This window comes from Cutibacterium sp. LaCa_286 (genome assembly GCF_057198075.1).
In genome coordinates this window covers 119,280-140,642 of record NZ_CP191091.1, presented here as the reverse complement: position 1 = coordinate 140,642, position 21,363 = coordinate 119,280, and the positions used below count along the sequence as shown (strand labels likewise).

16 protein-coding genes and 1 pseudogene are annotated in these 21,363 nt (G+C 65.6%); 6 read left to right on the top strand and 11 right to left on the bottom strand.

Annotated elements, in window-relative coordinates:
• Positions 1-220: 220 nt before the first annotated feature.
• The 5 genes and pseudogenes from ACP8JZ_RS00545 to ACP8JZ_RS00525 all read right to left on the bottom strand — a co-directional run.
• Positions 221-1,333 (bottom strand): annotated as a pseudogene (locus ACP8JZ_RS00545) (glycosyltransferase); the annotation flags it as partial.
• Positions 1,330-2,727, bottom strand: coding sequence for an O-antigen ligase family protein (locus tag ACP8JZ_RS00540; RefSeq protein ID WP_484482501.1), 1,398 nt, complete (start codon positions 2,725-2,727; stop codon positions 1,330-1,332). The pseudogene ACP8JZ_RS00545 and the gene ACP8JZ_RS00540, both read right to left, overlap by 4 nt.
• A gap of 235 nt (positions 2,728-2,962) precedes the next feature.
• Entirely contained in the window at positions 2,963-4,036 is a 1,074-nt protein-coding gene (gene wecB, locus ACP8JZ_RS00535) for a non-hydrolyzing UDP-N-acetylglucosamine 2-epimerase (RefSeq protein WP_484482500.1), read from the bottom strand.
• A 189-nt stretch (positions 4,037-4,225) separates the two neighbouring features.
• Positions 4,226-5,359 (bottom strand): glycosyltransferase family 4 protein, encoded by a 1,134-nt coding sequence (locus ACP8JZ_RS00530; RefSeq protein ID WP_306517590.1) that lies wholly within the window; start codon positions 5,357-5,359, stop codon positions 4,226-4,228.
• Positions 5,359-6,660 (bottom strand): nucleotide sugar dehydrogenase, encoded by a 1,302-nt coding sequence (locus ACP8JZ_RS00525; RefSeq protein ID WP_021103755.1) that lies wholly within the window; start codon positions 6,658-6,660, stop codon positions 5,359-5,361. Before ACP8JZ_RS00525 ends, ACP8JZ_RS00530 begins: the two co-directional genes overlap by 1 nt.
• 210 nt (positions 6,661-6,870) lie before the next feature.
• Here ACP8JZ_RS00525 and ACP8JZ_RS00520 point away from each other — a divergent pair, with 210 nt between their 5' ends.
• The 5 genes from ACP8JZ_RS00520 to ACP8JZ_RS00500 all read left to right on the top strand — a co-directional run bounded on the left by ACP8JZ_RS00520 (position 6,871) and on the right by ACP8JZ_RS00500 (position 12,241).
• A complete protein-coding gene (locus ACP8JZ_RS00520; RefSeq protein WP_306517591.1) occupies positions 6,871-7,638 on the top strand; it encodes an amino acid ABC transporter ATP-binding protein in 768 nt (255 codons plus the stop codon).
• A gap of 230 nt (positions 7,639-7,868) precedes the next feature.
• Positions 7,869-8,630, top strand: coding sequence for a DeoR/GlpR family DNA-binding transcription regulator (locus ACP8JZ_RS00515; RefSeq protein WP_306517592.1), 762 nt, complete (start codon positions 7,869-7,871; stop codon positions 8,628-8,630).
• A 218-nt stretch (positions 8,631-8,848) separates the two neighbouring features.
• Entirely contained in the window at positions 8,849-9,799 is a 951-nt protein-coding gene (gene pfkB / locus ACP8JZ_RS00510; RefSeq protein ID WP_306517593.1) for a 1-phosphofructokinase, read from the top strand.
• Between the two features lie 13 nt (positions 9,800-9,812).
• Complete coding sequence (locus tag ACP8JZ_RS00505) at positions 9,813-11,921, top strand: PTS fructose transporter subunit IIABC (RefSeq protein WP_484482499.1); 2,109 nt, start codon at positions 9,813-9,815, stop codon at positions 11,919-11,921.
• 65 nt (positions 11,922-11,986) lie between these two features.
• On the top strand, positions 11,987-12,241 hold the full coding sequence (locus ACP8JZ_RS00500; protein WP_021105357.1) for an HPr family phosphocarrier protein: 255 nt from the start codon (positions 11,987-11,989) through the stop codon (positions 12,239-12,241).
• Positions 12,242-12,428: 187 nt separating this feature from the next.
• Here the strand turns inward: ACP8JZ_RS00500 and ACP8JZ_RS00495 are convergent, their stop codons facing one another.
• The 6 genes from ACP8JZ_RS00495 to ACP8JZ_RS00470 all read right to left on the bottom strand — a co-directional run bounded on the left by ACP8JZ_RS00495 (position 12,429) and on the right by ACP8JZ_RS00470 (position 19,868).
• On the bottom strand, positions 12,429-13,775 hold the full coding sequence (locus ACP8JZ_RS00495; protein ID WP_484482498.1) for an O-antigen ligase family protein: 1,347 nt from the start codon (positions 13,773-13,775) through the stop codon (positions 12,429-12,431).
• A gap of 161 nt (positions 13,776-13,936) precedes the next feature.
• Positions 13,937-14,929, bottom strand: a complete 993-nt coding sequence (locus tag ACP8JZ_RS00490) for a Gfo/Idh/MocA family protein (protein ID WP_065860971.1) — start codon at positions 14,927-14,929, stop codon at positions 13,937-13,939.
• Positions 14,929-16,041: a DegT/DnrJ/EryC1/StrS family aminotransferase gene (locus ACP8JZ_RS00485; protein ID WP_484482497.1), complete on the bottom strand. Its 1,113-nt coding sequence runs from the start codon at positions 16,039-16,041 to the stop codon at positions 14,929-14,931. The genes ACP8JZ_RS00490 and ACP8JZ_RS00485 overlap by 1 nt, the downstream gene beginning before the upstream one ends.
• A 132-nt stretch (positions 16,042-16,173) precedes the next feature.
• Positions 16,174-16,791, bottom strand: a complete 618-nt coding sequence (locus ACP8JZ_RS00480) for an acyltransferase (protein ID WP_306517598.1) — start codon at positions 16,789-16,791, stop codon at positions 16,174-16,176.
• Positions 16,792-16,872: 81 nt separating this feature from the next.
• Positions 16,873-18,477, bottom strand: a complete 1,605-nt coding sequence (locus tag ACP8JZ_RS00475) for an O-antigen ligase family protein (protein ID WP_484482496.1) — start codon at positions 18,475-18,477, stop codon at positions 16,873-16,875.
• Positions 18,474-19,868, bottom strand: a complete 1,395-nt coding sequence (locus ACP8JZ_RS00470) for a glycosyltransferase (RefSeq protein ID WP_306517607.1) — start codon at positions 19,866-19,868, stop codon at positions 18,474-18,476. The genes ACP8JZ_RS00475 and ACP8JZ_RS00470 overlap by 4 nt, the downstream gene beginning before the upstream one ends.
• 148 nt (positions 19,869-20,016) lie before the next feature.
• Here ACP8JZ_RS00470 and ACP8JZ_RS00465 point away from each other — a divergent pair, with 148 nt between their 5' ends.
• The gene (locus tag ACP8JZ_RS00465; protein ID WP_023034733.1) at positions 20,017-21,279 is read left to right on the top strand and encodes a polysaccharide biosynthesis tyrosine autokinase; all 1,263 of its coding nucleotides are present in this window, start codon (positions 20,017-20,019) and stop codon (positions 21,277-21,279) included.
• The last annotated feature ends 84 nt before the right edge of the window (positions 21,280-21,363 follow it).

The following is a 21,363-nucleotide window of genomic DNA, read 5'->3' as shown; positions in this document are numbered from 1 at the left end:
TCCAGCTGGCCACCCGGCTGAAGATGTCGGCATTACGGGTGGGGCCGACGACCCCTTGGGGCACGGCGAACTGGTTGACGACGGTGACCTTGCGATCGGTGGTCATGGACGTTCCTTTCCGGCGAGCGGAGCCGCCACATTCTTCACGAGATTCGTTCGGGGCGGTGCGCCGCACCGCATCGGGATGCACGCAGCCCTTGCCACGCCGTCGTCGGGTCGATTCCGTGAGATCGGCCACGAGGGTTTCGAGGGTGCGGGCCTGAGACTCGAAGTTGAGATGGTCGGCGATGGCCTGGGCCCCGGCCTGCCCCATCCGGGCACAACGCTGCGGGTCGGCCAGCAGCGGCGCCAGCCCAGCGCAGGTGGCGTCCAGGGACTCGGTGTCGACGAACACTCCGGCACCCCAGCCGCCGAACATCTGCTGCCAGGCATCGAAGTTCGAGGCGCAGAACGGCACCCCGGAGGCCATGTACTCGAAGAGTTTGGTGGGCAGGGAGCGGGTGTAGTTGGGCAGTGGCTCGAGCATCACCAGACCGATCTGGGCCGCGGAGATGATCTGCGGCACCTCGGTGGGCCCCACCATCCCGTGATAGGTAACGATGCCCTCACCCACAGCATGCTCGATGGCTGCCCGACACGCGCGTCGCGAAGCTCGTCCGGCCAGGTGCAGGTGGACGCGTGGATCGTCGGCGTGCAGTCGACGAGCCACCTCGATCATGAAGGAGAGCTTGCGCTCCTCGGTGAGGTCTCCGACGTAGACCAGACGTCCGGGCACCGGCTGAGGATCGACGGCGAAGTTGTGCTGCCACGGGTAGTTGCGCACCTGCACGGTGCGGGCATGGGAATACGTGTCTGCGATGGTGTCGGTTGCGGCGACGATGGCGTCGGCATGACGATCTGCCAGCCTGGTGAGGATTCGAGCCGCACCACGAGCCACCGGGCGAGTGAGACGATTGAGGTACGGCTTGGTGTCGATCTGGCCGACGAGGTCCTCGTGGGCGTCGTAGATGACGGCGCAGCCACTGCGCGCCTTGAACACCAGGGCCATCGGGATGAGCTCGGGATCGTGGATCTGCAGGACGTCGGGGCACAGCCGCTCCAGCACCGACCAGGCCTCCCGCTGGCCGCACACCAGTCGTCGCAGGCGCCCGCCCGGGTGCAGGGCGATGATCGGCACGCCGTCGTCGACGCCGTCCCGGTCAGCGCGAATCACCAGGTGGAAGTCGTACCCGGCCTCCGCCATCGCCCGAGCCTCCTTGTTGAAGACCCGATTGTCATGGGTGTGGTGCACGGTGGACAGGTGGACCACGGTGGTGTCAGCAGGCTGGATCACTGTTTCTGTTCTCCTTGGTCGTGCCGAGGCTGCTCACGTCGGCCGGTGCCGCCGTTCAGAGGGTGACAGTGCGCATCGTGCTGCGGTGACCGGTCCGCGCCCGACTGCTGTTCGCCAGCCGATTCCTGCACCATACCGGGGAGTTGATCGGAGTCGTCAAGCACGAGCGCAGTGAGGCACAGCATCACTGCCAGCCATGCCGCAGTGACATTCGGACCGATGAACTGACTGTTGGCGCAGGCCAGCAGTGGACTTGCCACCAGCAGCCCCATGAGCACACCAGCGGTCGCTGCACGTACTCCCTTCCGATGGTCTCGCCCGGCTCGCCAGGCTGTGACGAGTGCGCCGATCCACACTGCCACGAGCAGGGCGAGCACCACGAGGCCATAGTCCACGGCAACCTCGATCATCCCGTTGTGCGCGTTGATCTTGCCGTGCAATACAAAGGTGTGCTGGTTTGCTGCGGCTCGCGCGAACCCGTCCGGGCCGGCACCCAGCAGCTGGTGTCCCTGCAGCAGAGTGAGCCCGAAGGCCAGCAGGGACATGCGCACCGGTAGGGAAGCCGACCCATGATCGGTGTGGTCCCGCCACACCGACAGCCACATCTGCCAGTGGTCCGCGCCGAATCGCCACGCCCCCAGGGCAAGTGCCAGTACGGCAGCGACGGCGATGACCCCTGCGACGCGAGACGGCAGCTTCTGCACGAACACGGCAGCCGCCAGCACCACCATCCCCAGGATGCAGGCCCGCGAATGGGTGATCCACAGCAGCCAGGCTCCACACAGCAGGACGGCACCGTCCCATGCCAGTGCCCAGCGACGCTGCCCGGTACGGATCCGGCAGGAGGCCAGCCAGCCGCCCAGCGCCAGCCCGACGGTGAGGAACAGGGCGTAGTAGTTGGAGTTGACGAAGAAGGTGGCTGGGGTGAAGTACGTATTGGGGTGGTGCTGCCACACACCGCCCCCGTAGTCGGGCAGGTGCCTGGCAGTGTGCCACTCCCACTGGGCGATCGGGGCACTCGCTGCGATCGCCCACTGCCAGCCCCGCGCCAAACCGCTCAGGAGGCGTCGACCACGCAGCCGGGCCAAGGCCCATGCCAACACCCAGCCGACGGCGAGGTTGACGATGCCGCCGAGGGACGCCCCGGGGTTGGCCAGGCACGAGACGACGCCCAGCACCAACCAAGCGACTCCGAACCCGAGAAACCACCACTGACCCCGCCACGCGCGTCCACCTAATGCCGCCATGACGAGGAGCACAAGGACCAGGGCGCGAAACATCGTCATCGACCCGAAGGCGGCATAGTGACCGAGCAGGACGCTCCATGGCAAGAGGAAACCGGCGGCGTTGATCGCTCTGTCACCAGCCGGACCAATCGATCCGGAAGTTTTCACGGCGTCATCCCACTGCGAGATCGGGGCACACCGAACATGAGAGGTCCTCGACCCATCTCGAGGAGATTGAAATGATCATACGCACAGTCGAGATGTCTTTCGGAAAGACCCCGCTCTCCTCTCCCCTCTCGGTGCGTCGGTTGGGATCTGTCGAGTGGTGGCAGGGCGGTCAAGTCACCGTGGGGAGCACGATCGAGAGAATTGGGCTTCGTCGGAGGCGGAGTTGATCCAATCGTCACGAGTGGTCCCGCTCGCCAGCTTCCAGCAACACCGTTGCAACATTGCGAGCAGCCCTGCCATCACCGTACGGGTGCCCCGGATCGCCCGCGGGATGCTGACGGGTGGCGTGCTCGGCGAGATGCTCGGCGTCGGGATCGAGCACGTTCCAGCCGTTCTCGACGGTCTCCACCCACTCGGTCTCGGTACGCACCGTCGTGCAGATGGTGCCGAGCAGGAAGGCCTCCTTCTGTAGACCGCCGGAATCGGTGATGACGCCGGCGGCATGGGTGACGGCGTTGACCATGTCGGGGTAGGCCAGCGGATCGATGGTGGTGAGGTTGCCACGAGCAATGGTGATGCCGTCGGCCTCGGCGCGGGCACGCAGTCGCGGATGTACCGGCAGGATGACCTTACGATCCACGTTGCCGAGAGCATCGAGGATGTGGGTCAGACGCTCGGGATCGTCAGTGTTGTCGGCGCGATGGATTGTCGCCATGACGTATTCCTCGCCATCCTTCACGCCGGGCACCGGGCGCGGATTGGCAAGGACGGAGTCGCGCACCTGCAGGCAGACATCGGTCATGACATCACCGACGAGCACGGAGCGAGCAGCCAGTCCTTCGTCGGCCAGATGACGCATGGCCACCTCGGTGGGAGCCAAGCACAGGTCTGCAGCATGGTCGGTGAGAACACGGTTGTGTTCCTCCGGCATGCGACGGTTGAAGGAGCGCAGCCCAGCCTCCAGGTGGGCGACCGGCAAGTGCATCTTGACCGCCGAGAGGGTGCCAGCAATCGTCGAGTTGGTGTCACCGTAGACGAGCACCCAGTCCGGATCCATCTCCTCGAGGACCGGATCGAGCTGTTCGAGCATCCGACCGGTCATGACGCCGTGGGAGCCGCCCCCCACACCAAGATGCAGGTCCGGGTTCGGGATGCCGAGTTCGACGAAGAAGGAATCGGACATGTTGACGTCGTAGTGCTGTCCGGTGTGGATGATCCTGTGGTCGATCCCCTTGGCGGCAAAGGCCCTGGCCACCGGGGCCAACTTCACGAACTGGGGACGAGCCCCAACGATGCTCACGACGCGCATTGATGAACCTTTCTTGGGGCGGAGGGCATGCTGTACGGCACTGCAGTCTAGCGGCTGGCACCGGCGACGCCGCGGCGCAATGCCAATGCCAGCCCACCACCTGTCCACAGACTGCCACGTGATCAGTCTGGCCTCACCGCCGCGCAGATGTCGAACGTGGTGGCTGTGCGACCACGGGCAGATGAGAGGTCAGCCCTCGACGATCCGGGAGTCCGGACGCTTGAGAGCGTGTTGTTCCACCTCGATGAGGGCAGGCACGTCGGCCTCGAAGTTGAACTCCTCCTCGATCGCTCGACGTCCCCTGACGCCCATCTCATGACAACGCTGCGGATCAGCCATCAACTCAACAGCAGCTCGTTGCGCCTCGCTGCTGTCTTGGACGGTGTCGACGAAGACGCCACAGTCCCATTTCTCGAGGCTCTCAACCAGTGCAGGAAGATTCGAGGCGATGAATGGGATTCCAGCTGCCATGTACTCGAAGACCTTGGTAGGCAACGCGTCCAGGTGGTTCTTGTCAGGACGCATGAACATCAGCCCGGCAACTGACGAGCCCAGCAGGTCAGGCACCTGATCACCCGGAATCGTGCCTCGATAGTCCACACTCGGATGCTTGTCGAGCTCGTCGAAGAGGTGAGCCACCTCCGGGTCAGGCTTTCCGGCTATGACCAGCGTCGCCTTGCCACCGAGTTCGTCAGCCAGCTCAAACATCTTGTCGGTCTGCCGCCCACCGGAAAGCATCCCGACGTAGACCACCCGATCCGGAACCTTCTCGACATCGACCGGTAGGTGGAAGCCCGAGAGCAATGGATAGTTGTGGACCAGTCGCTTGTTGGAATGGGTAAAACCCTTGGCGACGGCAGGAGTCACCGCGATGATGCCGTCGTAACACTTGTCGGCAAGGGCGACCAGCGTCTTGGCCACCATCCGGGCCAATGGGCGTACCCGCTCGGAGAGGTATGCCTTGCTGTCGATCTGGGCGACGAGGTCCTCGTGGGCGTCGAAGACGGCAGCGCGGCCACGCAGCTTCACCCACGCCAGGACCATGGGGATGAGCTCGGGATCGTGGATGTGGACGAGATCGGGGTTGACGCGCTCCAGCGCCTTCCACGCCTTCACCTGACGACGAGTCAGACGGTCAATACGGTTGGTGGCCTTGCCGATCCCGACCACGTGCACCCCGCTGTCGATCTCGTCACCGTCCTGGGCACCGATGAACCACACATCGGCACCACGCTTGGCGAGGCTGGCGCATTCCTTGCGGAAGATACGGCCATCCCGCGGCGGGTGGGCGGTGGACAGGTGGCAGACGCGAGCAACGCTCATCAGGCCACCTCTCCGTCACCGACGACGACGACCTGCACGCCGTCCCACTTGGCCGGGTCGACGACGTGACGACCGTCGACGAGCACCTTGATGCCCGGCAGGTCGGCCGGGGTGAAGTCCTGGTACTCAGGATGGTCGGCCTGCAGCAGGGCCGCGTCCACCTCGTCGCCGACGTGGTAGGCGGTGAAGCCGAACTTGGCGAGCTCCTCGTCGGTGAACATCGGGTCGTGGACGAACACGGTGGCCCCGGCGGCCTCGAGGTCCGCGACGGTCGGGAAGACGCCGGAGAAGGCGGTCTCCTTGACCTTTCCGCGGTAGGAGGCCCCCAGGACGACGACCTTCCTGCCCTGCAGCCCGCCCAGCCCCTGGGAGGCGGCGTCGACGCAGTACTGCGGCATGGTCATGTTGGCCTGACGGGCGGTGCGCACGATGGTGGCGTCCGGGTCGGTCCACAGGTACAGACGCGGGTACACCGGGATGCAGTGCCCGCCGACGGCGATGCCGGGACGGTGGATGTGGGAGTAGGGCTGGGAGTTGCAGGCGTCGATGACCTTGTAGACGTCGATGCCGTTCTTGGCGGCGAACTTGCCGAACTGGTTGGCCAGGCCGATGTTGACGTCGCGGTAGGTGGTCTCGGCGAGCTTGGCCATCTCGGCGGCCTCGGCGGTGCCCATGTCCCACACACCGTTGGTGCGCGGCAGATCGTCACGCTCGTCGAAGTCGAGCAGCTGCTGGTACAGCTCGATGCCCTTGGCGGTGCCCTCGGCGCTCAGTCCGCCGACGAGCTTGGGGTAGCGGCGCAGGTCGGCGAAGACGCGGCCGGTGAGCACCCGTTCGGGAGAGAAGACGAGGTGGAAGTCCTGGCCCTCGGTGAGCCCGGAGATCTCCTCGATCATCGGCTTCCAGCGATTGCGGGTGGTGCCGACCGGCAGGGTCGTCTCGTAGGAGATGACGGTGTCGGGGGTGAGGTGGGCGGCCAGCGACTTGGTGGCGGCATCCATCCAGTCGAAGTCCGGCTCCCAGGTCTCGTCGTTGACGAACAGCGGCACGACGAGGACGATGGCGTCGGCCTGTGGGACGGCCTCGGCGTAGTCGGTGGTGGCGCGCAGCTTGCCGGCCGGGACGAGCTTCTTGAGCTTCTCGTCCAGGAAGGCCTCGCCGGGGAACGGCTCGTTGCCCTTGTTGATCTCGTCGACGACGCGTTGCTGGACGTCGACACCGATGACGTCGTGGCCCTTCTCAGCGAACTGCACAGCCAACGGCAGGCCGATCTTGCCCATGGCAATGACGGCGATCTTCATGCAAGACTCCCTCTGGTCTTCTCCGAGGCTCAACACTCGGAACGGATTGCGGCGCGCCGCCCCAACTCACACGAAGCAGACCCGCATGGCCGCGTGAAGTACGAACCCGTGCAGGCAGGGCAGACGGTCACCGGCAAGTGTACCTTGCATGCACCGGTGATGGCAGTGGCCAGATGAACACGCCCCGGCCCAACTGGCTAGGCTCGGGGCATGGACAACGAGACCCCCCAGACTCCGAATGACGGCACCCCGGTTGTCGAGCTGCGTGACGTCAACAAGCATTTCGACGACCTGCACGTGTTGCGGGACGTCAATCTCTCGGTGCACAAGGGCGAGGTCGTCGTCATTCTTGGGCCGTCGGGATCGGGAAAGTCGACGCTGTGTCGCACGATCAACCGGCTGGAGACGATCGACTCGGGCACGATCCTTTTCCACGGCGAGCCGCTGCCCACCGATCCGCAGCAGCTTTCCACCCTGCGCACCAAGGTGGGAATGGTCTTCCAGTCGTTCAACCTGTTCGACGGGATGACGGCACTGGAGAATGTCATGTTCGGCCCGACGAAGGTGTTGGGTGTCGCCGAGGAGGAGGCCCGCTCGCAGGCGATGGAGTTGCTGAGTGGCACCGGGATGGCCGAGCAGGCCGACAAACACCCCGCCGAGCTCTCGGGGGGTCAGCAGCAGCGGGTGGCGATCGCCCGATCACTGGCCATGCAGCCTGAGGTGATGCTCTTCGACGAGCCGACCTCGGCCCTGGACCCGCACATGGTCCACGAGGTGCTCGATGTCATGACTGGTCTGGCCGACTCGGGGATGACGATGGTCGTCGTCACCCACGAGATGGCCTTCGCCCGGAAGGCGGCCGACCGGGTGATCTTCCTGGCCGACGGGCAGATCCTGGCGGACACCGACCCGCAGACCTTCTTCAACCATCCGGACACCGAGCAGGCTCGGGAGTTCCTGGGTGAGCTGGAGGGGTGAGAGAGGGCCTTGGAAGTCGTGGGAGGACCACCCCCTCACACCTTCCGAGCAGACGGAAGCAAGAACACAGGAACCAAGAAGGACGACCACCCGAGAAGGGCGACCAGCCCCCGAGGGGTGCAAGGGGGATCGCTCCCCCTTCGCATCCTTCCAACCGGAAGGACAACCAACCTCGGGGGTGCAAGGGGGATCACCCCTCTGCAGCGTCTGCCGGGAAGGAGAAGAACACCGTGTACCCAGCTGAACGCCACAAATGGCTCGTGACCACTGCGCGGGACGAGGGGCGTGTCTCGGTGACACAGGCCTCGGAGCGTCTGGGCGTCGTGCCCGAGACGATTCGCCGTGACCTGGACGTGCTGACCTCTCGCGGTCTGCTGACCAGGGTGCATGGTGGGGCGATTCCAGCCGGCTTCGATCTGCTGGGTGATCAGCCGTTGGAGACGCGCGACTCATCCGCCGTGACCGAGAAGGAGAGAATTGCGCAGGCTGCGGTGGAGTTCCTGCCGTCGGGACGCAGCGCGATCATCCTCGACGCCGGTTCGACGATGGCCCGGTTCGCCGCACTGCTCTCTCCGTCCTCCCAGTTGACGATCTTCACCGACTCGGCTCCCGTGGCGACGTCTGCATCGACCCATTCCACCTGTGACGTGCAGTTGATCGGTGGACGGGTGCGTCCCACCACCCAGGCCACGGTGGGCAACGTCGAGCAGTTCGACAGGCTGCGGGTGGAGGTGGCGTTCCTGGGCACCAATGGCATCTCGGTGGACCACGGTCTGTCCACCCCCGACGTGGACGAGGCCGCCACGAAGGCGGCGATGGTCCGTTGTGCCCGTGAAGTTGTCGTTCTGGCCGATTCGCGCAAGATCGGTGCGGAGTCGACGACGCGGTTCGCCACCCTGGACGACATCGACGTGCTCATCACCGACGAGGGCATCTCGGAACATCAGCTCAAGGCTCTGAAGAAAGCTGGGGTGGACGTCGTCATCGTCTGAGCCACCACCCTGACCTCTCCGCATGTCATGTGTGACCCACGAGGACGTGGCTTCCGATGACATGAGTGCCTCTGACGTCCTGCTGTCCGATGCGGACCCACCAGATGTCTGGAAAAGTGTTTTTCTGTTGTTTCATCTGGTTACCGCTGCTAATATGTCACTCATTCCAACATATCCGGTGCGTTGGCACCGCCTCAGGGATCGACGAGGGAGTCACAGTGATCGTCACCGTCACGCTCAACCCGAGCATCGACCGCACGGCGGGTCTGTCCGGTCCGCTGAATCGTGGCCGGGTGAACCGACTCGGCAGCTGCGACGAGGTCGCCGCAGGCAAGGGAGTCAACATCTCCCGAGTTCTGCACGGTGCCGGGGCCGACACCTGCGCCACCGTGCCAGCCCATTGTGAGGATCCCCTGGTGATCGGGCTCCAGAACGACGACATCCCACATCTGGCGGTCCCCATTCGCGCCGCGACGCGGACGAACCTCACCCTCACCGAACCCGACGGAACCACGACGAAGATCAACGAGCCGGGGGCCCACCTCTCCCCCGACGAACTTGCCGCCATCGAACAGGCCGTCGTCACGAAGGCTCATGAAGCCACTTGGGTGGTGCTGTCGGGATCGCTGCCGCCAGGTGCACCTGCAGCGTGGTACGCCACGATGACCGAGCGACTGCACGAGGCCGGCGTCAAGGTTGCCGTCGACACCTCCGACGAACCGCTCCACGAACTGGCGACCCGTCTGCCCGAGGCCGCACCCGACCTCATCAAGCCCAACTCCGTCGAGCTCGGCCAGCTGTGTGGAGCTGACGGCAAGGCTCTCGAGACCGCGGCAGACCACGGTGACTTCAACACCGTCGTCTCGGCGGCGCGACGTCTGCACGGCATCGAGAACGTCCTGGTGACCCTGGGTGGTGCCGGTGCCCTGCTGGTCACCGAGCACGACGCGTGGCACGCCCGTTTTGAGCCGGTCGAGGTGCGCTCAACCGTCGGAGCCGGGGACTCCTCCCTGGCCGGTTTCCTGCTGGCCCACACCCGAGGCGACCAACCCGAAACCTGTCTGCGCACCGCCGTTGCCTGGGGCACGGCCGCCGCAGCCCTGCCGGGATCGACCATGCCGACCCCGGCCCAGGCCGACGCCATCGACGTCAGCCTCGTCCACCTGTGAGATCGGAGAACCGATGAACGTTCCTCTCATCACCCCTGAACTGGTGTGCCTGGACGCCGATCTGGGATCGACGAAGGCCGAGGTCATCACCTCGGTCGCCGGAATCATCGCCGCGGCCGGACGCGCCGACGCCGACGGCCTGGCCCACGACGCCCTCGGTCGGGAGGCCCAGAGCCCCACCGGGATGCCCGGCGGCTTTGCCATTCCACACTGTCGCTCCGCAGCGGTGAGCCAGCCATCCCTGGGGTTCGCCCGACTGTCTCCTGCAGTCGACTTCAACGGACCCGACGGGCCGGCCGACCTCGTCTTCATGATCGCGGCGGCTGAAGGTGCTGGCGCAGATCACATGAAGCTGCTTACCCAACTGGCTCGTGCCCTGGTGAAACCCGAGTTCGTCGAACAGCTGCGGCAGGCCGCCGACGCACAGACCGTGGTGGACCTCATCGAGTCGGTCGTCGAGCCAGACGCAGCCGCACCATCCTCTGCAGCGGTGTCACCGGCCGGCGCGACACCGGACCCAGCGGTTCAAGCCCCAGCGGTTCCGTCGCAGACTGCCGGCACCGAGGCAGACCAGCAGGGTTCCGGTGCGGAGGGGACGCAGGCCGACACCACCAACCAGACCCACGTCGTGGCAGTGACCGCCTGTCCCACCGGGATCGCCCACACCTACATGGCCGCCGACTACCTCACCGCCGCTGGCAAGAAGATGGGGATCGACGTCAAGGTCGAGCCACAGGGGTCCACCGGAACCGAACCACTGAGTGCCGCAGACATCGAGAGAGCCGATGCCGTCATCTTCGCCACCGACGTCGGTGTCAAGGGGCGGGATCGGTTTGCCGGCAAACCCGTCATCGAGTCCGGGGTGAAACGAGCCGTCAACGAACCCGAGAAAATGGTCGCCGAGGCGGTCGCGGCGGCCAGGGATCCCCACCCCCACCGCGTGTCGGCCAGCACTGGCGAGCACGACGAGGCCGAACAGGCCGGTTCGCAGATCGGATGGGGCAAACGCCTCGAGCAGGCCCTCATGACTGGCGTGTCGTACATGATTCCCTTCGTGGCTGCCGGTGGTCTGCTCATCGCCCTGGGATTCCTCTTCGGCGGCTACGAGATCGCCCAGGACGGCATGGACATCGCCCTGCACAACACCTTCGCCAACCTTCCAGCACCTACCGGGCATGCCCTGGGTGGATCCGCTGCGATGACGTACCTCGGGGCCGTCTTCTTCGCCGTCGGACAGGCCGCCTTCGCCTTCCTGCTCCCGGCCCTGGCCGGCTACATCGGCTTCGGCCTGGCCGACCGGCCCGGAATCGCCCCCGGTTTCGTGGCCGGGGCCATTGCCGGAGTGACCGGAGCAGGCTTCATCGGCGCCATCATCGGTGGTCTGCTGGGCGGCTTCATCGCCTACGGATTCACTCGTCTCAACCCGCCGCGGTGGCTGCGCGGTCTCATGCCGGTGGTCATCATCCCGCTGGTGGGGTCCCTGTTGGCCGGCGGGCTCATGTACGTCGTCCTGGGGCGTCCCCTCGCCGCCATGACGAACTCGCTCAACAACTGGCTGGGTGGCATGAGTGGCGCCTCAGCCGTCATCCTCGGCATCATCCTGGGGCTCATGATGTGTTCCGACCTCGGCGGGCCGATCAACAAGGCTGCCTACCTGTTCGCGACGACGAACCTCGCCGTCACCAACGCCGGATCGCTCAAGGTCATGGCCGCCGTCATGGCTGCCGGAATGGTGCCCTCGTTGGCGATGGCGCTGTCCACCGCAGTGCGTCCGAAGCTCTACCAGCCGGCCGAGCGGGAAAACGGAACCGCTGCCTGGCTGCTGGGTGCCTCCTTCATCTCCGAGGGAGCCATCCCCTTCGCCGCAGCCGATCCGTTGCGCGTCATCCCCTCGATGATGGTCGGCGGTGCCGTCACCGGCGCCCTCTCCATGGCCCTGGGCGCTGCCTCCAAGGCACCCCACGGCGGAATCTTCGTGTTCTTCGCCATCGACCGATTCTGGGCGTTCATCCTGGCCGTCATCGTCGGTACCGTCGTGTCCGCCCTGCTCGTCACCATTCTCAAGGCGTCGGCCCAGCACAAAACCACCCAGCGCAAGGACAAGACAGCCGCTGCCGCCTGAATCCCTGCACACCCCATAGGCCCTGCACACCGCAACACAACATCACAACCCGGAAAGGAAACATCATGGCAAGCAGAACCGTCACCGTCGGATCCTCCGTCGGACTCCATGCCCGCCCAGCCGCCATCATCTCGCAGAAGGCCGCCCAGCTCGGCTCCGCCGTCACCCTGGCCACCGACGGCGACCCGATCGATGCCAAGTCCGTCCTGGGCATCATGACCCTGGGCGCCTCCTCCGGCGACTCGGTCACGGTGACGGGTGACGACGAGGGGGACGTCAACACCATCGCCGATCTGGTGGCGTCCGATCTGGACGCCTGAGCACGACCTGCCACGAGAGAACCTGCCCAGCTGGGGCCGTCATCATCACGGGTGGCGGCCTCCACTCGTGCGCTTCCCAGCCCCACATCCTGATGCCCACCTCTGCTCCCAAGGTGACTGGCCCGAAGGCAACATGTCCGGAGCGTGTCCAGGGGCTGATGGGCAAGACAGTGTGTGGCAGGTCGGGTCACGACGAGGCAGATTGGTCGGCCGTCCGCTCGGCCTCCAGCACGAGCAGCATGAACACGGCCACCCACCACAGCAGTGACACCGGAAAGTTCTTGATGAGGTAGGTGTCGACGAGCAGCCCCGGCAGGCTGGCGAGGATCGTCATGGCAAGCACCCGGTTGGGTCCTCGTACCGCCCGTACCGCAACGACGATGACGACTCCGAAAATCACCAGCAACGCCGCAAGACCCACGAGACCCATCTCCCCGAAGACCGCGACGACGGTGTTGTGGGCGTGCGGCAGGCAAGCACCGAAGAAGGTGGTGCGCACCGCGTGGCTGCGCAGCGGCAGTGCGCCGGTCATTCCGCCAAGCCAGGGCCACAACCGTCCATAACCCACCCCGAACAGCACCGTGGTCACGTCAGTGGTGGCAGCATGCCACGCCGTGCGCCAGGTGAGGGCCCGGGCCCGGTCCACCAGGGAACCTCGCATGAGACTCATCCCCACCACGGCCGCACACACCGCTAGGAGCACCGTCGTCACCAGGGCTGCCCGGGCCTTGAGAGTGCGCAATCGACGTTGTGCGTACCACAGCACCAGCATTCCCGCGAACAGTCCCACACCGACGATCCCGGCGCGGGACCCGCTGAGCACCAGGACGACGAGCAGGATCGTCAGCACCGGGACCGAGATCCATCGGCGCCAGCCGTGCAGGAGGGCCTCAATCATGGCGCCGATCCCCAGCAGGTAGACGATGTGGATCGTCGCCGCCCCGCCCAGCCGGGTGGCGACCCGCCAGCCGTAGTAGTTGCCGGTGTCGTACTCCCGGACGATGTCACACGCCGTGGCGAGGGCGAGCACCACCGAGGCACGCCACAGGGCACGCAGCAGACCACTGCGCGGAATGGCCGTCACCAGGGCGAGCGCGACCAGCACCGTCAGGGCAGACTGCACCAGTGGCACGGTGAAGAGCCAGCCTGGCGGATGGGTGACCACCGCGTCGTTGACGCGCACGGCGTGATCGTGGAACCCCAGGCTCACTGCCGCCACGGCGACGACGAACAGGAACGCACCGACGGTGACACGCAGCCACCGCCGGTCCCCGACCACCGCACGTCTGGTGTCGACGTCCAGCACGCACCACCTTGCCAGGTGCACCACCAGCAGCACCCCGAGTGCGATGCACAGCACCAGCTCGAAGATGGGCAGGCTCTGCCTGTCACGCACCGGGCGCTCCGTCGTCACGAAGGTGGCAGTGATGACGAGAGCTGCCAGGACGCACTCGGCCACCATGCCAGTGACCCTCGTCCCCAAGCTCCTCTCGTCGGGGTACCACTCGGCCACCAGACGGCGAATCACGTCCATGTCGTCACTTCCTTGTCAGGATGCTCGTCGGAGCCAGCCATGGGGCTACTGGCTGTCGGAAATGGCGTTCCTCACATATGGCACTGGGCCCACCGTCTCACGACGGCAGGCCCATCCGCAGCTGTTCGGGTACCGACGGGCGCCGGTACACGTCAACCGACTCAGTTGATCTCGATGAACTGGTTCGTCCTGGCGGACTCGATCATCGCCTCGCACACCTGAACCACTCGGGCACCCTGCTCCATGGTGACGATGTCGGAGCCCTTGCCCAGCACGGCGTCACGGAAGTTCTCGTGCTCGGTGCGCAGCGGCTCGGGCTTGGGGATCGCGAACCGGGTAACGTCACCCTCGGCGACGCCACGGAAGTTGGCGATGTCGTCCCAGACCGTCTCCACCTTGGCATTGGCGTAGAAGGTGAGATCGGCGGTGAGGGTGTCGGCGACGAACATGCCCTTCTCACCGGTGACGAAGGTACGACGCTCCTTGGTCGGGGTGAGCCAGTTGACGAGGTGGTTGCTCATGAGCCCACCGGAGAGCTGACAGGTGGCCGAGACCATGTCCTCGTACTCGCGTCCGGCCTTGAACATCGTGCGAGCCGCGACGAGTTCGAAGTCCCGCTGGGTGACCCAGGAGGTGAGGTCGATGTCGTGGCTGGCGAGGTCCTTGACGACGCCGACGTCGGCGATACGGGCAGGGAACGGTCCCTGGCGGCGGGTGGCCACCTGGTAGAGATCGCCGAGGTCGCCATTCTCCAGACGCTTGCGCAGCGACTGCAGGGCCGGGTTGTACCGCTCGATGTGTCCGACGGCCCCCACCAGACCACGGGAGGCGAACGCCTCGGCGAGGTGTTTGGCAGCGGTGGTGTCGTAGGCCAGCGGCTTCTCGATGAGGGCGTGCACACCGGCCTCGGCAAGCTTGAGACCGATCTCCTCGTGGAACTTCGTCGGAGCGGCGACGACACAGTAGTCGACACCGGTCTCGATGACGGCGTCCACGTCGGGCAGGATGGGCAGGTCACCAGCGACCCCGAACGGGTCCTTGCCGGAGGCGTCTGCGATGGCGACGAGGTCGACACCGTCGATCGCCCGCAGGTTGCGGACGTGGTTCTTGCCCATCGATCCGATGCCGACCATGCCGGCGCGCAGGTTTGCCATCACGCACCTGCCTTCGCGGCCTTGTTGACGGCCTCGGCGATGCGCTCCAGGTCGGCCTGGGACAGCGAGGGATGCACCGGCAGCGAGACACACTCTGCTGCAACCTTCTCGGTGTTCGGCAGCTCCAGACCCGGGGCGTAGGGGGCCAGCGAGGGCAGTCGGTGGTTGGGGATCGGGTAGTAGACACCCGAACCGACCTGATGCTCCTCCTTGAGGGCGGTGACGAAACGGTCGCGCTCCTCGCCGGTGGCTCCCTCCACGCGAATCGTGTACTGGTGGTAGACGTGCACGTAGCCCTCCGGGACGGTCGGGGTGACGGCCTCGGTGATGTTCTGCGAGAGGAACGCGGCGTTGTCCTGACGGATCTTCGTCCAGCCAGCCAGTTTGCCCAGCTGAACGCGGCCGATGGAGGCGTGGATGTCGGTCATGCGGTTGTTGAGGCCGACGAACTCGTTGGCGTAGCGCTTCTCCATGCCCTGGTTGCGGATCATGCGGGCCTTGCGGGCCACCTCGGGATCGGATGTGGTGATCATGCCGCCCTCACCGGAGGTCATGTTCTTGGTCGGGTAGAACGAGAAGGCGCCGAAGGTGCCGAAGGTGCCGACGTGTTTGCCGTTGATGGAGGCGGCGTGGGCCTGGGCGCAGTCCTCGAAGAGCTGCACACCGTGCTTGTCGGTGATGGCGCGAATCTCGTCCAAGTTGGCCGGCAGACCGTACAGGTGCACCGGCAGGATGCCCTTGGTGTTCTCGGTGATGGACGCCTCGACGGAGGCCGGGTCCAAGCAGAAGGTGTTGGGATCGACGTCGGCGAAGACCGGCTTGGCGCCGGTGAGGGCCACCGAGTTGCCGGTGGCGGCGAAGGTGAAGGACGGGACGATGACCTCGTCACCGGCCCCGATGCCCGAGGCCAGCAGGCCGATGTGCAGGGCGGAGGTGCCGGAGTTGACGGCCACACACTCCACACCGTCGACGACCTGGGCAGAGAACTCCTCCTCGAAGGAGTGGACCTGGGGGCCCTGGGCGACCATGCCGGAGGCGATGACGGCGTCGACGGCCTTGCGCTCGTCTTCGCCGAGGATTGGCTTGGCCGGTGGGATGAATTCGAGAGTCACTGTGTCTCCTTGCGTTGGATTGTGCCGACCTGGTTCAGCCGGTTCGTGTTGTGGTGCCGATCTGAGGTTTTCAGTCGGTTCGAGGTGCTGTACTGAGTTCGTGAAGCTGTACTGGGATGAACCAGTCGGCGGTCAGTTCTCGTCGCCCTCACCGACGAGGGTGAGGGTGTCGGTGGTGGGGTCCTCGGTGAATCGGTCCCCGGTGCGGGGATCGATCCAGCGATTCTCACCGTCGGGCTCGAGGGGGAATCCGGAACGTCCAACCCACTTGATGCGCTTGGCAGGCACACCGGCAACCAAGGCGTAGGGCTGCACGTCCTTGGTGACGACGGATCCGGCTGCCACGGTGGCCCATTCCCCGATCGTCACCGGGGCGATGCACACGCTGCGGGCACCGACCGAGCAGCCGCGCTTGCACGTGACGCCCACCTGCTCCCAGTCGTCGGCGGACTTCAATGACCCGTCGGGGTTGATGGCGCGCGGGAAGTGGTCGTTGGTGAGCACCACTGCCGGGCCGATGAACACGCCGTCCTCAAGTTCGGCGGGCTCGTAGACGAGCGCGTAGTTCTGGATCTTGCAGTTGTCACCGACGTGCACCCCCTCCCCGATGTAGGCGCCACGTCCGACGACGACGTTCTCGCCGAGGACGGCTCCTCCGCGTACCTGGGACAGGTGCCAGATCGACGAGCCGTCGCCGATCGTCACTCCCTCGTCAAGATCTGCGGTCGGAATGATCCGCGGTTCACTCATGGGTCCACCCTTCGGGACAGATGTGTGGGTCAGTGCACAGACTACCCACCTCAGCGGTTTGGTCACATGCTGCCGCGCCCGTCACCCCGTCGAGGGGCCTGGACGCGAGGTGTCAGAACGCTGTGCACGATCCACGACACCACGAACCAGTTTGCTACGCCGTTCCAAGTATGTACGTCGGGACGACTCGTCGGCATCGCACCGCCCAGCAAACTCCTCCTCCAGACCAGCTGTCGCATCGGGGCGCAGGAACTCGCAGAACACCGCCACCGTGGCCATCTGGGCCCAAACCACCGGGTTCTTGAGGTAGGAGCTGTTGGCCAGGGCGATGACCGGGATGACGAGCATGCTCGCCACGACCGTCTGCAGTATCAATCTCTGTGCCGATCCCGGATCCAGGTCCCACAACCGGCGCGTCCCTGCCCACAGCACGGCGATTCCGATGGCCAGCAGCACCGTGCCCAGCAGCAGGCCGTAGCCCACGAAGAGTTCGGCAAAACCGTTGTGCGGGTCAATCGTGCCGCGGTTGGGCCAGGGGGCGAGCAGGACGGCGTCCTGGAACTGTCCAGGCCCGAGCCCCACCCCCTTCGAGGCGACGAACATCCAGATGGCGTCCTGGTACACGCCCAGTCGGGACCGCCCGGAGTTCGAGGAGAGGTGGTGAATCGACATGGCGACCTCGTCAAGCACATCATCCAGCTTGCCGGAGACGATGATCGCCAGGGCCCCGGTGAGGGTGAGCACCACCGCGGCGATGAGCAGTTTGCGGTACCTGACCATGAGCCAGGCGAGGATCACCAGTGTGGACATCAACGCCAACCGGGCACCAGCCAGCACGAGCAGCGGGAAGCACAGCACGAAGGTGCCGATGTACATGAGCCGGACGAACCAGTGCCGTTCCACCGTCCATCCAACGACCATGACGATCATTCCTGCGACGAGGAAGTAGGCGAAGAGGTTGGGATTGACCATGAACGAGGCGATCTCGCGATAACGGCCCATCGTCTTGGTACCGCCCAGGTAGTTGGGCAGGTGCTTGCCAGTGCGTACCTCGTTGAGTGCCGGCAGGATGGCGACGACGAGCCCGAGGAGCCAGGCCCGACACACCGTGACAATCCATCCCGGCCGATCAGCGGTCATCGTCATCGCAGCCATGGTGAGCAGCCCGAAGGCCACGCAAAGCAGTTCCTTGACACCGGTGGTGCCGGCAGGAAGCACCAGACCGAGGATCATCCACATCCCGGTCACCACGAGGATGCCCTGGGTGACGACGGACAGGTAGCGCCGCCGGATGAGTACCAGCACGACGAAGACCAGGGTGAGCAGACGCACCGGGGCCTGACCGGCGATCGTCACGGTCGATCCCCAGGCCGACAGCACCGGCATGAGGACGAAGCACACCGCGAGCAGCCACTCACACAGTCGTGCGAAGGGGGAGGGGCTCTCCTCGACGACGTTGGCCGCCCGGGCACCGAGATACCGGGGACCGTGGTCATGACGACGGGTGAACGCACGCTGGGAAGGACGATGCTGCGAGGAGTCGTGCGCCATGTCCTGCTCGAGCCGTGCCCCGCCAGCGTCGGAGCTGGTGAGGATGCCGGATCCAGCACGGAGGACACCACTGGGCGTGGTGGTGCTGGTGGCCGGATGGGTGCTGAGACCGCTGGGCATGGAGTTGTCGGTCATGGGCGACTCGCCAGGTCGATGAGGTGTTTGATGAAGGTCTGATAGTTGGTCTGCTCGTCGAAGTCGGCGCGGACCTTCGCAGCCATGTCGGCACGGATCCGGGGGTCCTTGACCTGCTCATGGTGCTCCCAGATGGTCTGGGCGATGTGCTCGGCTGAGGGGTTGGCTGTCATGAGCCAGTCTGACGGCACGATCTCCCGAACCCCTCCGACGTCGGTGCCCAGCACCGGCACCTCGCGAGCCATCGCCTCCATCATCGACACCGGGATGCCTTCCGATGAGCTCGTGTTGACGAGCAGGTCCACTTGGTGGTTGCGGTAGTACTCGAGCAGTTCGTCGTGGGGGAGGATGCCGAGCCATTGCACATCGACACCCTGCAACGTGGTGGAGACCTGGGCCGCCAGATCGTCGTGCAGTGGTCCGTCACCGGCATGCACCCAGCGCAGGGTCATCTCGGGATGCTGCTCGTGCAGCACGGCAAGGGCGTCGATGAGCAGGTGAAGCCGCTTGAACCGACTCATCGTGCTCACTGACATCACCGTGAGTTCGCCACTCGGGCTGGGGCTACTCGTCTCAGAACCCTCGACGAGGGTGACGCCCAGCCGATTGACCAGCACTGTCTGCGGTCTGAATCCGTAGCGGTCGACGAGGAACTCTCCCCCGGCGGCCGAAATGGGTTGTACCGCGTCGAAGCAATCGGTCACCTGGCGGATGAAGGGGTGATGACCGGTGGGATGTTTGTCCTCGTAGAGGTCGTAGTTGTGGCCGCGCGAGATGGTGTGGTGAACCGTGCCCGCGGCATGTTCCAGCGCAGCGGCGGTTGCCGATGGGGCCAGCCAGTAGGTGTAGACGAGGTCCGCGTCCCGGTAGTGGTCCCGCAGGAAGCGTCGCACCAGAGCCACCTGGACACCGGTACGTGCCACGAATGCAACGACCGGTCTGGTGAGCCGCCCGAGTTCACGCACCTGGGCCAGTTCCCGCCACAGGAGTGGTCCCGTGAGGGTGTCGACGACGGCCACCGCACGCCACAGCGGACTGGTCCAGCGACGCCGCAGCCGGTCATCGACGTCAATGCCGGGCAGACGCGGACGCGGCGGTATCTGCGGTGTGTCGTTCTTCTCGGGGACGATGGTGAGTCTGGCACCAGATCCCAGCCAGTGGGGCAACTCGGTCTCCAGGAACTGTTCCCCCGTCCCATAGGGGAACCTGGAGGTGATGAGGACGACGCGCGGACATGCGTCAGGCAGCTCGGCCCCATTGACGCGGGGACTTTCCCTGCCAGTGCCACATGTGCCTGACGTGTGCGTACTGCCGTGGCGCAGGCAGTTGCGCGCACCCCTCACGTGGTTCGCGAGCCGGCGACGGACGTCTGCACAGTGACGACTGCCCATGGCCACGCAGTTGGCAATCCTGTGCAGGCAAACGCCCATCACAACTCCCATCGTCGATACCGCTATATTCTGGGACACACCTTAGCAATCGTGTCGAAGAGATCGGTCGAGTATGCAATTGCGCACAGTGATGAGGAACATGGCCCGAATGTGGCGGTCAAGTCTCATCGTCTTCGTCATCGCCGCCATCGTCCTTGGCGCCCTCAGCTATGCCCTCGCCAAACCCAAGTACCGTGTCGAGGGCGATGTCCTCTTCTCGTCGCAGGCATTTCACGCCTTCGACACCCCGGACGCCGCAGCAACGTACACCACCTCGTTGGTGACGACCTACGGCACCTACGCCAAGTCGGCCTCCCTGCTCGACGAGGTGGGCCAGTCCGTCTCCCCACAGATCGACGGAGCCACCCTGCAGCAGGCAGTCGTCATCAGCACCGCACCGATGATGGTCTCGGTGAGTTTCATGGACTCCGACAAGGACCGGGCCACCGCTGTCGTCAAGACGATCACGGATTCCCTGCAGGAACAGGTCAAGAAATCGGCACCGGACGTCGACGGCAAGCCCGCACTGTCGGTGGCGAACTCCTCGGTCATCACCACACAGGTGGCGGACAGCGCCCCCTCGGCCAAGCGCAGCGCACTGATCGGTGTGCTGGGAGGTCTCGTCCTGGCCCTGCTGGTGCTGCTGGTACGTGCCCTGGCCAGCACGAGGATCGGTGACGTCGCCGACCTCGCCGATGTCACCGATTCATCGATACTGGGCGTGATCCCCAGGAAGGGATCCACCGCACAGGGCGGTGGCGAGCTGGAGGCGGTGCTCGGACGCAACCTCTCGTTCATTCCACCCAGGGACGGTCTGCGCACGGTGCTGCTGGCCCCCAGTCTCGCCAGTGAGGATGCCTCGACCGTGACCCTTGCCGCAGCCGATCGTCTGCACGCCGACGGACACAGTGTGGTCGTCGTGGATGCCGATCTTCGACGCGCCACCGCCACCAAGGCGGCCGGAGTGACCTCGAGCGCTGGCCTGTCGGATCTGTTGGCGGGTCGTGCCACCCTGCAGCAGGCCACGTACGACCGCAGCGGGGCGCCGATCGTCGCCGCCGGCACCACCGTGGGCAATGCCGCCGAGCTGCTCGCCACCGAGACCTTTGCACAGACCCTGGCCGAGTTGGGGCGCGAGTACGACACCGTCCTGCTGGTGGGGGCCCCCTTGCTGACCTACACCGATTCCTCGGTCATCGCGGCCCAGGTGGCCTCCGTCGTACCAGTGGTGCAGTCGGGCACAGTGCGACGCTCCCAGCTGCAGCAGACCCTGGAATCCTTGGACCTGTGCCGGGCGCATGTCGGCGGCTTGGTACTCACCGACGCGAGGGTGTCGGCGCGCGCTCGACAGATGGTTGGCGCCGGAAAGTGACTGCACCCCTCTGATCGGGGCCTGACTGCTCGGGGCCTGGGCTGGTACTCACCGGCTCAGGCCCTCCGTCTTCCCAGATGGAGT

Coding starts and splice junctions, on each gene's coding strand:
- wecB (WP_484482500.1), bottom strand. CDS start 4,036: ATGCGCGTCGTGAGCATCGTTGGGGCTCGTCCCCAGTTCGTGAAGTTG.
- ACP8JZ_RS00520 (WP_306517591.1), top strand. CDS start 6,871: ATGGACAACGAGACCCCCCAGACTCCGAATGACGGCACCCCGGTTGTC.
- ACP8JZ_RS00490 (WP_065860971.1), bottom strand. CDS start 14,929: ATGGCAAACCTGCGCGCCGGCATGGTCGGCATCGGATCGATGGGCAAG.
- ACP8JZ_RS00480 (WP_306517598.1), bottom strand. CDS start 16,791: ATGAGTGAACCGCGGATCATTCCGACCGCAGATCTTGACGAGGGAGTG.
- ACP8JZ_RS00500 (WP_021105357.1), top strand. CDS start 11,987: ATGGCAAGCAGAACCGTCACCGTCGGATCCTCCGTCGGACTCCATGCC.
- ACP8JZ_RS00465 (WP_023034733.1), top strand. CDS start 20,017: ATGTGGCGGTCAAGTCTCATCGTCTTCGTCATCGCCGCCATCGTCCTT.
- ACP8JZ_RS00470 (WP_306517607.1), bottom strand. CDS start 19,868: ATGGGCAGTCGTCACTGTGCAGACGTCCGTCGCCGGCTCGCGAACCAC.
- ACP8JZ_RS00530 (WP_306517590.1), bottom strand. CDS start 5,359: ATGAGCGTTGCTCGCGTCTGCCACCTGTCCACCGCCCACCCGCCGCGG.
- ACP8JZ_RS00475 (WP_484482496.1), bottom strand. CDS start 18,477: ATGACCGACAACTCCATGCCCAGCGGTCTCAGCACCCATCCGGCCACC.
- ACP8JZ_RS00525 (WP_021103755.1), bottom strand. CDS start 6,660: ATGAAGATCGCCGTCATTGCCATGGGCAAGATCGGCCTGCCGTTGGCT.
- ACP8JZ_RS00495 (WP_484482498.1), bottom strand. CDS start 13,775: ATGGACGTGATTCGCCGTCTGGTGGCCGAGTGGTACCCCGACGAGAGG.
- ACP8JZ_RS00505 (WP_484482499.1), top strand. CDS start 9,813: ATGAACGTTCCTCTCATCACCCCTGAACTGGTGTGCCTGGACGCCGAT.